Origin of the sequence: Niastella sp. (assembly GCF_045805085.1) — a bacterium.
Classification (GTDB): Bacteria; Bacteroidota; Bacteroidia; order Chitinophagales; family Chitinophagaceae; genus Niastella.
Genome location: NZ_JBJMLX010000245.1, coordinates 1 through 11,951, shown reverse-complemented (window position 1 = coordinate 11,951; position 11,951 = coordinate 1). Strand labels below are relative to the sequence as shown.

Annotated in this window: 11 protein-coding genes and 1 pseudogene; 6 read left to right on the top strand and 6 right to left on the bottom strand. The window is 45.8% G+C overall.

Features of this window, described 5'->3' with window-relative positions; genetic code table 11:
- On the bottom strand, window positions 1-600 hold a 600-nt coding region (locus ACJ751_RS12715; protein WP_407745872.1), incomplete at its 3' end, for a methylenetetrahydrofolate reductase.
- Window positions 601-877: 277 nt separating this feature from the next.
- Here ACJ751_RS12715 and lptB point away from each other — a divergent pair.
- From lptB to nhaD, 4 genes are all read left to right on the top strand, one after another.
- On the top strand, window positions 878-1,663 hold the full coding sequence (gene lptB / locus ACJ751_RS12710) for an LPS export ABC transporter ATP-binding protein (RefSeq protein ID WP_407745871.1): 786 nt from the start codon (window positions 878-880) through the stop codon (window positions 1,661-1,663).
- Between the two features lie 172 nt (window positions 1,664-1,835).
- Window positions 1,836-3,338 (top strand): GH3 auxin-responsive promoter family protein, encoded by a 1,503-nt coding sequence (locus ACJ751_RS12705; RefSeq protein ID WP_407745870.1) that lies wholly within the window; start codon window positions 1,836-1,838, stop codon window positions 3,336-3,338.
- Window positions 3,339-3,483: 145 nt separating this feature from the next.
- Window positions 3,484-4,239 carry a 3-oxoacyl-[acyl-carrier-protein] reductase gene (gene fabG, locus ACJ751_RS12700; protein ID WP_407745869.1) on the top strand — a complete coding sequence of 252 codons (756 nt, stop codon included), beginning with the start codon at window positions 3,484-3,486 and terminating at the stop codon, window positions 4,237-4,239.
- Between the two features lie 70 nt (window positions 4,240-4,309).
- On the top strand, window positions 4,310-5,590 hold the full coding sequence (gene nhaD / locus ACJ751_RS12695; RefSeq protein ID WP_407745868.1) for a sodium:proton antiporter NhaD: 1,281 nt from the start codon (window positions 4,310-4,312) through the stop codon (window positions 5,588-5,590).
- Here the strand turns inward: nhaD and ACJ751_RS12690 are convergent.
- The 4 genes from ACJ751_RS12690 to ACJ751_RS12675 form a co-directional block, all read right to left on the bottom strand.
- Window positions 5,580-6,209 (bottom strand): DNA-3-methyladenine glycosylase family protein, encoded by a 630-nt coding sequence (locus ACJ751_RS12690; protein ID WP_407745867.1) that lies wholly within the window; start codon window positions 6,207-6,209, stop codon window positions 5,580-5,582. The two genes, nhaD and ACJ751_RS12690, sit on opposite strands and share 11 nt — an antisense overlap.
- Window positions 6,210-6,231: 22 nt before the next feature.
- On the bottom strand, window positions 6,232-6,999 hold the full coding sequence (locus tag ACJ751_RS12685) for an enoyl-CoA hydratase/isomerase family protein (RefSeq protein ID WP_407745866.1): 768 nt from the start codon (window positions 6,997-6,999) through the stop codon (window positions 6,232-6,234).
- Window positions 7,000-7,125: 126 nt separating this feature from the next.
- Complete coding sequence (gene paaZ / locus ACJ751_RS12680; RefSeq protein WP_407745865.1) at window positions 7,126-9,171, bottom strand: phenylacetic acid degradation bifunctional protein PaaZ; 2,046 nt, start codon at window positions 9,169-9,171, stop codon at window positions 7,126-7,128.
- 160 nt (window positions 9,172-9,331) lie between these two features.
- Window positions 9,332-9,853 carry a hypothetical protein gene (locus ACJ751_RS12675; protein ID WP_407745864.1) on the bottom strand — a complete coding sequence of 174 codons (522 nt, stop codon included), beginning with the start codon at window positions 9,851-9,853 and terminating at the stop codon, window positions 9,332-9,334.
- 124 nt (window positions 9,854-9,977) lie between these two features.
- On the opposite strand from ACJ751_RS12675, the gene ACJ751_RS12670 reads away from it, so the two are divergent.
- Both ACJ751_RS12670 and ACJ751_RS12665 read left to right on the top strand, forming a co-directional pair.
- Window positions 9,978-10,451 (top strand): viral A-type inclusion protein, encoded by a 474-nt coding sequence (locus ACJ751_RS12670; RefSeq protein WP_407745863.1) that lies wholly within the window; start codon window positions 9,978-9,980, stop codon window positions 10,449-10,451.
- A 134-nt stretch (window positions 10,452-10,585) separates the two neighbouring features.
- Window positions 10,586-11,578 carry a S1C family serine protease gene (locus tag ACJ751_RS12665; RefSeq protein ID WP_407745862.1) on the top strand — a complete coding sequence of 331 codons (993 nt, stop codon included), beginning with the start codon at window positions 10,586-10,588 and terminating at the stop codon, window positions 11,576-11,578.
- A gap of 177 nt (window positions 11,579-11,755) precedes the next feature.
- Here the strand turns inward: ACJ751_RS12665 and ACJ751_RS12660 are convergent.
- Window positions 11,756-11,951, bottom strand: a pseudogene (locus tag ACJ751_RS12660) (adenylate kinase); the annotation flags it as partial.

The window sequence follows — 11,951 nt, the reverse complement described above, 5'->3', positions numbered from 1 at the left end:
TACTTTAGCCTTCAGGAAGGCCAGGTCGGTTTGCAGGTTGGGTGCTTCAAAGTGTTTCTCAGGATAACCGGCCACGCCGCAGCAGAAGTCGGTTTTAAAGCCATCGCGGATGTCTTCTTCCAGGTAAATACCGGTATTCAGATTTTGAACCTGTTTCAGCAGGTCAATAGCATAGCTGTTGCCGCCTTTTTCCGGTTCAAAAACAGTTTCATTTTTTGCCGCATCGCCACGCAATACCAATACGTTGTCAACGCCAATAAAATTCAGATCGATCAGCGCGTCTTCAGTTTCCCGTTTGTTAAAACCGCCGCAAATAAGGTGAGGGACCGCATCAACCCGGTAATGGTTCATGAGGGCCGCACAAATACCTACGGTGCCCGGGCGTTTACGAACCTCTACTTTTTCAAAAGTACCATCGGCTTTCTTTTTAAAAACATGCTCGCTGCGGTGGTAGGTAACGTTTATAAAAGCAGGCTTGAACTCCATCAATGGGTCAAGGTGCTCATATATTGAATTGATGGTTTTACCTTTTAGCGGGGGTAATATTTCAAAGGAAATAAGCGAGTCCTTCGCCTGACGAATGTGATCGATAACTTTCATGTAAATAAAAACAGTTTTTCAAAGGCTCACCAATATTCAGGTCCTGCTGTAACAGGGCAGGTGTCACCTTGCTTGAATCTATATTATTAAAGTGAAATAAGCCAATTTGTGAATGATTGAAAACAAGCAAATTAGTAAAAATGCCTGTTTTCTGCCATAAAACCGGTCTGCAAACATAACGCAGTAAATCCGTATGGCAAATACCTGTTAAATTACCGTGCAGGAGCTATTCAATTTGAATTAGTTCTGGTATTTTTGTCGGAAACCTAAAGTACAATTGATCAGCGAGATTCATACACAGGAGTTAGTAAAAATTTACCGTAACCGTACCGTGGTAAATCATGTTTCGGTGAACGTTAAACAAGGTGAAATAGTAGGGTTGCTGGGGCCAAACGGCGCCGGTAAAACCACTTCATTCTACATGGTGGTAGGTTTAATAAAGCCCGATGAAGGCAAGGTATTCCTCGACCAGGAAGAGATCACCCAACTACCTATGTATAAACGGGCCCAAATGGGTATTGGCTACCTGCCCCAGGAAGCCTCCGTGTTTCGTAAGCTAAGTGTGGAAGATAACATCAAGGCAGTGCTTGAAATGACAAAGCTTACCAAAGCCCAGCAACGACAGAAGCTGGAAAACCTGCTCGATGAATTTCGTCTGCATCACGTACGTAAGAATAATGGCGATTCCCTAAGTGGTGGCGAACGTAGAAGAACGGAAATTGCCAGGGCGCTGGCCGTTGACCCCAAATTTATCTTGCTGGATGAACCTTTTGCCGGCGTTGACCCTATTGCCGTGGAAGATATTCAGGCAGTGGTAGCCCGGTTAAAATATAAGAACATCGGTATTTTGATTACCGACCACAACGTAAACGAAACGCTTTCCATCTGCGATCGCGCCTATTTATTGATCGATGGAAAGATCTTCCAACACGGTACGGCCGAAGAACTGGCTGAAAATGAACAGGTACGCCGCCTGTACCTGGGTCGCAACTTCGAACTGAGACGTAAAGATTACTTACACGAAGAAGCGATCAAAGCCATTGACGTTTCCTCCAACAGATAAGGTGCCATTTACACGCTGGTCCGTTTATTGCAGTTTAAAGGATAGTGTGTCAATTAGTTATTAGTTATTTTGGTCATATAATGGTCAGTATAAGGTATATTTATGCCGACCGGGAACTCTCATACTTTTATTCCCCCAAATTCTTTATTTTGCCAACAGTGAAACTTCGATAGTGAGATTATTATCGCCTGCCATATCATCATTAGCCCGCATGCGCCTGTGGCGTATTGAGGGTTGGAAAAATAATCCTGTAGACGCCCAACGTGAGGTGCTGCAGGACCTTGTCACTTCTGCCCAATACACAGAGTTTGGCAGAAAGTATAATTTTTCCGCCCTGTTCAATGTAAAGACTTTCAAACAAACGGTGCCTATTCATGAGTATGAAGACCTGCAGCCATACGTTCAACGTATTATGCGCGGCGAGCAGAACCTGCTTTGGAATACACCTGTGTACTGGTTTGCCAAAAGCAGCGGTACCACCAGCGATAAAAGTAAATTCATTCCGGTAACCGATGAAAGCCTTGAAGACTGCCACTACAAGGCAGCCAAGGATGTGTTGACGATGTATTACCGGTTCAATCCAGAATCAGATCTGTTAACCGGCAAAGGATTGGTTATTGGCGGTAGCCATACCATTAATCCGCTGAATAACGATGCCCAATATGGCGACCTGAGCGCTGTATTGTTGCAGAACTCACCTTTCTGGGGCCATTGGTTACGGGTGCCCGATCTCAGCATTGCCTTAATGGATGAGTGGGAAAGCAAGATCGAAAAGCTCGCCTACAGTACCATCAAAGAAAATGTTACTTCTATTTCAGGGGTGCCAACCTGGACACTGGTTTTGTTCCGCCGCATATTGGAATTAACCGGTAAAAGCACCATGGCCGAAGTATGGCCCTCCCTTGAATTATACATGCACGGCGGTGTTTCATTTACGCCTTATAAAGAACAATTCCAGAAACTGATCGGCAAGCCAATCCATTACCTGGAAATGTATAATGCCAGCGAAGGTTTTTTTGCAGCGCAGGATATCCCCGGCGAAGATGGCATGTTGTTGTTTACCGATCATGGTGTTTTTATGGAGTTTATGCCGCTTGAAGAATATGGCAAAAAGCATCCCGAGACCATAGGTTTACAGGATGTGGAGCTGGGTAAGAATTATGCCATGATAGTAAGCACCAACGGCGGTTTGTGGCGATACTTGTTAGGCGATACCGTTCAATTCACTTCATTATATCCCTTTAGAATAAAAGTAAGCGGCCGGGTTAAACATTTCATCAATGCCTTTGGCGAAGAAGTGATTGTTGATAATTCTGATAAGGCTATAGCAGTGGCCAGTGAAAGAACAGGCGCCATTGTAAACGACTATACTGCCGCCCCGGTTTATTTTAGCGATAGCGGCAATGGTGGTCATGAATGGTTGATAGAATTTGAAAAAGAACCCCACAATCTTAGTCATTTTGCCACTGAATTAGACAGCGCCCTGAAAAGCGTGAACAGTGATTACGAGGCCAAACGCCATAAAAATATAGCCCTGCGCGAACCATTGGTAAGGTCCCTTTCAAAAGGGGTATTTACCACCTGGTTAAAAAGCAAGGGCAAACTGGGCGGGCAGCATAAGGTTCCCCGGCTAAGCAACGACAGAAAATATATTGAAGAAATACTCGCCCTGTAAGGTCCTGAGCGTAGTCGAAGGGCCAGGGCGTTAAGCGTTGAGTATACTGAGCGTAGTCGAAGTATCGAAACGCGCCTCCTCAAATTCCCCAAATTTTCAATTGCATTGGCATTTCCTGTACTTTTGCTCACCCAAATACGATACTATGAAATTATTAGAAGGAAAAATTGCTATTGTAACCGGTGCAGCCCGTGGCATTGGAGAAGCTATTGCGTATAAACTGGCTGAACATGGCGCCCACGTAGCATTTACCTACGTTAGCGACAGCAGTGCCGAAAAGGCCGCTCAGCTGGAGCAAAAAATAAAAGCACTGGGCGTAAAATCCAAAGCGTATAAAAGCAATGCCGGTAATTTCGCTGAATGCGAAACCTTTGTAAACGATGTGGTAAAAGAATTCGGTACAGTTGATGTATGCGTGAACAATGCCGGTATTTCAAAAGATAATTTGTTACTGCGCCTTACACCCGATCAATGGGACGAGGTAATGGATATAAACCTAAAGAGCGTTTTCAATATGACCAAACAGGTTATTCGCCCCATGATGAAAGCAAAGAAAGGCTCCATCATTAACATGAGTTCGATTGTAGGGGTACGTGGTAATGCCGGACAAGCCAGCTATGCCGCCAGTAAAGCCGGTATCATTGGCTTTACCAAATCGGTAGCGTTGGAGCTGGGCAGCCGCAATGTACGTTGCAACGCCATTGCACCCGGTTTTGTTGAAACCGATATGACCCATTACCTGAAAGATGGCGATGGCGCAAAAGCATTCCTGGAGAAAATACCTTTAGGCCGCTTTGGCAGTGCCGGAGAAATAGCCGACACGACCTTGTTCCTGGCATCTGATATGAGCTCGTATATTACCGGACAGGTAATCAGCACCTGCGGTGGTTTGAATATTTGATCCGGTTTTGTATCTTTAAATTATATAGTGCCTTCTGTAAAGAAGGCATTTTTTTTACAAACAGGTACTAATGGGTATAGTTATATTGATTATTTTTTTATTGGGGTATGTGGCTATTGCCATGGAACATGTTATCAGATTGAATAAGGCGGCCTCTGCTCTTATAACCGGGGTGTTGTGCTGGCTGGTGTATATGCTTAATGCCACCGATAAACACCTCGTAAACGAACAGCTGACCACCCACCTGGGTGATATTGCCGGCATCCTGTTCTTTCTGCTTGGCGCCATGACCATTGTAGAGCTGATCGATTCGTACGATGGGTTCGAAGTAATCACCAACCGCATTACAACCACCAAAAAAGTAAACCTGTTGTGGTTAATAGGCGGGTTGTCGTTTTTTCTTTCTGCTATATTGGATAACCTGACTACGGCCATTGTAATGGTGTCATTGGTTCGTAAACTGATCCGTAATAAACAAGCCCGGTTATTGTTTTGTGGGGTTGTAGTGATTGCAGCCAATGCCGGCGGCGCCTGGTCGCCCATTGGGGACGTTACCACCACCATGTTATGGATCGGCGGACAGGTAACCACTGGTCATATCATTGGGAGTGTATTGCTGCCAAGCATTGTTTGTGCCGTAGTGCCTATGCTATTGCTCAGTTTTCGCATGCGGGGCGCTGTTGAAGTGGGTGGAACCGAAGAAGCAAAGACTATTAAACCCGAAACCCCGGTACGTGACAGAAATATTGTATTTACATCAGGCCTTCTGATCCTGTTGGGGGTGCCGGTTTTTAAAACGGTTACGCACCTGCCACCATTTATGGGCATGTTGATGGGCCTGGGTATTATGTGGGTGATCACGGAGATCCTGCATCACAAAAAGGATATGCAGGACAAACATTTTCTGTCGGTTTTACATGCCTTGCGTAAAATAGATACCCCGAGCATTCTTTTCTTCCTGGGGATATTAATAAGCGTAGCCGCCTTACAATCTATTGGCGCATTGTTGAACTTGGCCACACAGTTGAATGAACAGATCGGCAATCCCTCCATTATTGTGATTATGATCGGGGTATTATCATCTATAGTAGATAATGTTCCGCTGGTGGCGGCTTCAATGGGAATGTATGATCTTCACCAATACTCCACCGATCATTTCTTCTGGCATTTCCTGGCTTATTGTGCCGGTACCGGTGGCAGCTTGTTGATAATAGGTTCTGCGGCGGGGGTAGCAGCTATGGGAATAGAGAAGATCGAATTCTTCTGGTATCTGAAAAAGATTGCCTGGTTGGCGTTGGCAGGCTATATAGCGGGAGCTTTAGTGTTCCTGTTGCAGCATGCTATAATTTAATGTTCCTTGTTTTTATGTAGTGATGCCACAACAAATAAGCGGCAATTGAGCGATAGGGCCGCCAGGGTTCTGCCAGCGATAAAATGTCTTCCTTTGAAGTTTTCGCCGGTAATTGTTTTACTTCTTTCAGGGCATTCACCATGGCCAGGTCACCAATGGGAAATATATCGGTGCGTTGCAGCGCAAATAACAGGTATACATCGGCCGTCCAGTCGCCAATGCCCTTTACCTGTTTTAAAGTACCCCGCACAACATCGTCGTGCGAGGTAGTTAATTTATTCAGTTGAATTTTCTTTGAAATGAATGCCTCGGCCAGGTGCCGGGCGTATACGGTTTTTTGCCGGCTGAAATAGCAGGCTCGTAATTCTTCATCAGTTAACTGCAGCAATCTGGCCGGGGTAACCTGCCCGATCTTTTCTTTCAGCTTGTTGAATGCAGCCCGGGCCGATGCCAATGATACCTGTTGCTCCAATACAATATGGATGAGGGTAGCAAAACTGGCCGGGCGCGTCCACATGGGTGGATAGCTGTGCTGCTGCAAAATGTTTTTAAAGATAAGGTCTCGTTCAGCCAGATCATTACAAAAGAGCTGAAAGTTATCGTTGTTGAATTGTAACATGGGTGGCTTAACCAGGTAATTGCTATTTTACTTTTGCTTTGAATTTTTCAATGGCTGAACGTGTATGCTGGCTCAATACCAGTTTGCCGCTGATAACAGCGCGTTGATGCAGTAAGGTGTCCCAGTTCTCTGTGCCCCGCCAGAACATTTTTTTCATTTCCGCCATCGCCTGCGGATTGCTGTGCGCGAGGTTATAAGATAATCGTTGAATAGATTCATCCATATCCTCAACTGAAGTATACAATTCTGAAAACAACCCTTTCTTTTTGGCCCATTCTGCATTGCGCCACATGGTAGCATCGATGGCCAGGTTTTCAAAAGCAGCGATGCCTATTTTTCTTTCTACCGCAGGTCCTACTACAAAGGGACCAATACCAACAGCCAGTTCGCTTAATTTAATATCGGCGCCTTCCAGTGCAATGGCGTAATCAGCAGCGGCAGCAATACCAACACCACCACCCACACATTTGCCCTGTATACGAACTATAATAAATTGCGGGCAGGTGCGCATGGCATTGAGTACGTTTGCAAAGCCGCTAAAGAATTGTGTGCCTTCTTCCTGGGTTTTAATAGCCACTAATTCATCAAAAGAAGCACCGGCGCAAAATGCTTTTTCGCCAACTGACCGCAGCACAATTACTTTGGTGTCTTCATCATTACCGGCCCCGTGTATGGTTTGCGCCAGTTCTTCAAGCAGCCTGGCTGGCAGGGAATTACTTTGCGGATGATAGAATTCAATGGTATTAACGCCATTAAGATCAGTATGCGATTTTACATATCCTGCAGACATAAAATATTTTATTTAGAAGAAGAGATAAAAGCTGACGGTCCGATCCCCCAGCGATCAGCTATATAAAGTTATTAAATAGTACAGTAAACAGGAACCCGCAGTTGCCTGCGGGTCCTTAATAAAATGTTATTGTGATTTTTTGGCAACCATGGTGAGAATGGTTGCAATAGCAACGGGTTCGCCGGTTTCATCAGAAACCTGCACCAGCCATTTTACAATGCCTTTGGCAATATCGTTCTCATCTTTTTTCTCCTGTTCAATTTTTTCTTTGCAGGTAAGCTGTACGCCAATGGTGGCCCCGGCATACACCGGTTTTACAAACCGGCATTCTTCCAGTCCGTAGTTCAGCAATACCGGGCCTTTTTTAGCATCAACAAACAACCCGGCAGCGGCGCTTAAGATAAAATAGCCATGGGCAACCGGTTTTTCAAAGATGGTGCCTTGTAAAGAAGTATGATCGGTGTGGGCATAAAAATGGTCCCAGCTTACATTGGCAAAATTCACAATATCGGCTTCGGTAACGGTGCGTTTATGAGTAATGAGGGTATCGCCTATCTGCAGTTCTTCAAAGTATTTTCTAAACGGATGTTTTTCATCTTCACGTGTTTGCGCACCCGTTTGGTATACATTGGTAATAGCGGTAATAGCAGTGGGCGAACCCTGCAGGGCTACGCGCTGCATATAATGTTTCACCCCTCTGGCCCCGCCCATTTCTTCACCACCGCCGGCACGTCCGGGACCGCCATGTACCAGCAAAGGTAACGGCGAGCCATGGCCGGTGCTTTCTTTGGCGCATTCATTATTCAGCACCAGTATTCTGCCGTGATAAGTAGCAGCGCCCAACACGTAGTCGCGGGCAATTTTATTATCAGCAGTAACAATAGAGCAAACCAGGGAGCCCTTTCCTTTTTTGGCCAGTGCAATAGCTTCATCGGTGCTGTTATAGGGCATAATGGTGCTAACAGGACCAAAAGCTTCCACACTATGCACCGCTTCGCTGTCAAACGGTTTTTCGTTCTTTAATAACAGGGGGCTCATGAAGGCGCCTTTTTTAGCATCGGCATCTACCACCTGTACACTATCGAGCGAACCATAAACTATTTGAGAAGAAGCCAGTAGTTTTTGCACCTGTGACAGCACTTCTTCACGCTGGCTTTGTCCGGCCAGGGAGCCCATCCGCACTTTATCATTTTCAGGATTACCAATGGTTGTCTGGCTAAGCGCTTTCCCCAATGCCAGCCATACATCTTCCATTTTATTTTGCGGAACAAAGATGCGGCGGATGGCTGTACATTTTTGACCGGCCTTGGTGGTCATTTCGCGGCGAACTTCTTTTATAAAAATATCCCATTCAGGCATGTTGGGAGTTACATCGTTGCCCAGTACAATGCAGTTGAGAGAATCGGCTTCCATGGTAAAGGGAACGTTTTCTGCCAGTATGCGTGGGTGTGATTTCAATTGCAAACCGGTAGAAGCAGAACCCGTAAACGTGATTACATCCTGAGCAGTAACATGATCGAGCAGGTCACCGGCAGAACCGCATAACAGTTGTAATGACCCTTCGGGCAAAATGCCGGAAGCAATAATTTCCTGCACCACTGCTTCGGTAAGATAAGAAGTAATGGTAGCTGGTTTAACAACAGCCGGTACGCCGGCCAGCAGGTTCACCGCAATTTTTTCGAGCATACCCCATACCGGGAAATTAAATGCATTGATATGTACAGCAACGCCTTCTTTAGGAACCAGTATGTGCTGTCCCATAAAAGTACCGCCTTTGCCAAGGGGAATGGCGTCGCCATCTACACAGTAGGGTTCGTTAGGAAATTTGCGGCGCAGGGAAGCGTAAGAGAACAGGTTGCCGATACCGCCTTCAATATCAACCCAGCTGTCGGCTTTTGTAGCGCCGGTTTTATAACTGATAGCATAGAATTTGTCGAGATGGTTGCGGAGGTGTAAAGCCAGTGCTTTTAACATAAGACCGCGTTCGTGAAAAGTGAGTGTACGCAGCGCAGGGTTGCCGGTTTTTCTTGCATACGCAAGAATGGCGTTGAAATCGAGACCGCGGGTAGAAGCATAGCCAATCGGTTCACCGTTTACCGCATTGTACAATGCCTGGCCTTCTCCGTCGCCGTTGATCCACCGGCCGGTAACATAATTACCCAGTTTTTTCATTCAAAATGTAGTTTTTGTTTTTTCAATGGTCCCGACGCAGCCGGGAGAATCGTTGATCGTGCGAATCGGCAATGGGTCCCGAATAATCAAGACTTCCGCTATTGTTGAGCAGTAAAAACAATAGCGAACCATTTCACGTTTCACACTTGCCGTTCCACGATTATTTAATAATAATCGCGACTGCTAATGTAGCATATCCCCGGCTAATACCATCATACTTAAAGCCGGTATAGGCCAGCTGCACATTGAGGCGGTTGGTTTTTTGAGGAAGGTTGATGCCGCCGCCGGCGCCATAGCCTATGGTAGCCCTGGCCTTCGGCATATTGTTTAGCAGAAAATAGATGCCCCCGGTTCGAAGTGAGGCATACACATTAGAAATGGGGTAATATTTTATACCCGCCAGTAAGGGAATGGCGTAGGACTTATTTTTTGCATCTGTATAAATGGCTTTGTCGCCCGTGAAGTAATTATAAGCGGCTTCAGCTTCGGCAGCGAAGTATTTGGAGATCATTTTTTCGCCGCCAATAATACCGCCAATGCCAACCTGGTTATCTGCAAGATTTGATAATCCAAACGAAACACTAGCGCCCAGTCTTAATATGGGCCCCGATTTTATTTGAGCAGTACCGGTTTGTACAAACACGATGATTGCTAAAAAGGTAAGCCGGAAACAATTAGCCATTACTCTACGGGATTAATGGTGCGAAAATAGGGAAACCCGATTATTAAACGGATTTAAAAGCCACCAGCGTATAAAAGCAATTAACTTTGACCGGATTTTTTAAATATCTAAAACTAACATATTTATGTCGCGGTTTATTATAGCGTTGGTAAGTTTTGGCCTGTTAGCTGGCGCCTGCAACGATGCTTCACATGATGAACATGCTGCTCATCAAAATGGATACGCCCCTGTTTTAAAAACCAGGGAAGACACCCTGTTCCATGAAGTAATGAAGGGCCACGATGCCGGCATGGCCAAAGTAGGTAAGCTGCGAAAAAACATAGATGAAACCACCCACCGCCTCGATAGTCTTGGTAAACTGCCCGCCGAAAAAGTAGATGCTGCTTACAAACAGGCACTGACCAATTTGCAAACCGACCTGAAAAATGCGGATGAGGAAATGGATAGCTGGATGCAAAAATTCAAGCTTGATTCAATGGCCGACAATAAAGAACTGCGTATTAAATACCTGGAAGGGGAAAGGGTAAAAGTAACAGCGGTAAAAGAACACATCCTCTCAGTTTTGCAACAGGCCGATTCTTTGTTGAAACGGCAGTAACAGAGAATTTCGGGCGGCGCAAGGTTGGTTATTAATCTCAAAACTCGCGAGCCATTCACCATTCACCACTGACCATTCACCATGTCATCCTGTCGCAAAACGCTTCTGGTAAATAATTTGCCGGATGTATTCCCATGCAAACGATAGACACTCCTCTTCAATTCATACAACATACCGATAATGAGCTGTTGGATGCGTATTCCAGAACCATCACCGGTGTTGTAGGTGGAATAGCAGAATCCGTTGTACACATTGAGGTCTCTAAGAAAGTAGTAGACCAGCGTACACGAAAGGAGCGCGTAACGCAAGGCAGCGGTTCTGGCTTTATTATTTCTTCTGATGGATTTATTGTTACCAATCACCACGTTATAGAAGGTGCAGGTACTATAAAAGTATCGCTGGCCGATGGGCGAAAGGTAATTGCCGAACTAAAAGGAAGCGACCGTAGCACCGATATTGCCGTTCTTAAAATATATGAGAACAGCCTGAAGGCATTGTCATTTGCCAACAGCGACCAGCTGCAGGCAGGACAAATTGCCATTGCTATTGGTAATCCTTTGGGTTTGCAGCATACTGTTACGGCCGGCGTGGTAAGCGCCCTGGGCAGAACTCTGCGTGCATCGGATGGCCGGTTGATCGATGATGTCATTCAAACAGATGCTTCTTTAAATCCCGGTAATTCTGGCGGTCCGCTGGTGAACTCATTAGGACAGGTTATTGGCGTGAACACGGCCATGATCCCAACGGCCCATGGTATCTGTTTCGCAGTGTCTTCGAACATAGCGGAATATGTAAGTGGTAAACTCATTATGCAGGGAAGGGTAAAACGGGGCTACCTGGGTCTGGCGGGGCAACTGGTAAATTTAACCGAGCGCATGATTGCCGCCAACCGGTTGGAGCTGCGTACCGGCGTGTATATTTCAGAGGTAGAAGCTGATGTTCCGGCGTATAACAGTGAACTGCACTCCGGCGATATAATTGTTGGGTTTAACGATCATTCAATTGGTTCCGTGGATGATCTGCATAAACAGCTCAACGAAAAAACCATCGGACAAAGAATAACCATGCAGGTATTGCGCGGTGGTCATAAGGCAACCGTTGCCGTTATTCCCGGAGAGATGAGGTAATCTCCCAGTCCCCCACCAGCTATTAATCTCCAAAAGGGCCGAAGAAGTAAAGAAGCAGGCGCCGATCTTACCAGCCGGCGATATTAAATACAAAAGCGCCCCGACACGTCGGGACGCTTTTAAAATATCAGTACACTACCAGCCTGGTTGCCGGTAGTAGATTGTTCTTTAAATTACCTAAGCCGGCTGACGGGCTTCTATTTGCTCACGCAGTGACTGGAAGATCTCATCAATGCTTCCTTCGCCTTTTACTTTGGCCACTTTGTCGAATTTAGCATAGTGGTGAGCGACAATGGCAGTTTTTTGGTCATACTCCAACAAACGCTTGCGGATCACATCCTCATTACGGTCGTCGGGGCGGCTGCTGGTTTTA

Excerpts from the sequence above, each read along its gene's own strand:
- fabG (WP_407745869.1), top strand. The coding sequence starts at position 3,484 with ATGAAATTATTAGAAGGAAAAATTGCTATTGTAACCGGTGCAGCCCGT.
- nhaD (WP_407745868.1), top strand. The coding sequence starts at position 4,310 with ATGGGTATAGTTATATTGATTATTTTTTTATTGGGGTATGTGGCTATT.
- ACJ751_RS12690 (WP_407745867.1), bottom strand. The coding sequence starts at position 6,209 with ATGTTACAATTCAACAACGATAACTTTCAGCTCTTTTGTAATGATCTG.
- ACJ751_RS12685 (WP_407745866.1), bottom strand. The coding sequence starts at position 6,999 with ATGTCTGCAGGATATGTAAAATCGCATACTGATCTTAATGGCGTTAAT.
- paaZ (WP_407745865.1), bottom strand. The coding sequence starts at position 9,171 with ATGAAAAAACTGGGTAATTATGTTACCGGCCGGTGGATCAACGGCGAC.
- ACJ751_RS12675 (WP_407745864.1), bottom strand. The coding sequence starts at position 9,853 with ATGGCTAATTGTTTCCGGCTTACCTTTTTAGCAATCATCGTGTTTGTA.
- ACJ751_RS12670 (WP_407745863.1), top strand. The coding sequence starts at position 9,978 with ATGTCGCGGTTTATTATAGCGTTGGTAAGTTTTGGCCTGTTAGCTGGC.
- ACJ751_RS12665 (WP_407745862.1), top strand. The coding sequence starts at position 10,586 with ATGCAAACGATAGACACTCCTCTTCAATTCATACAACATACCGATAAT.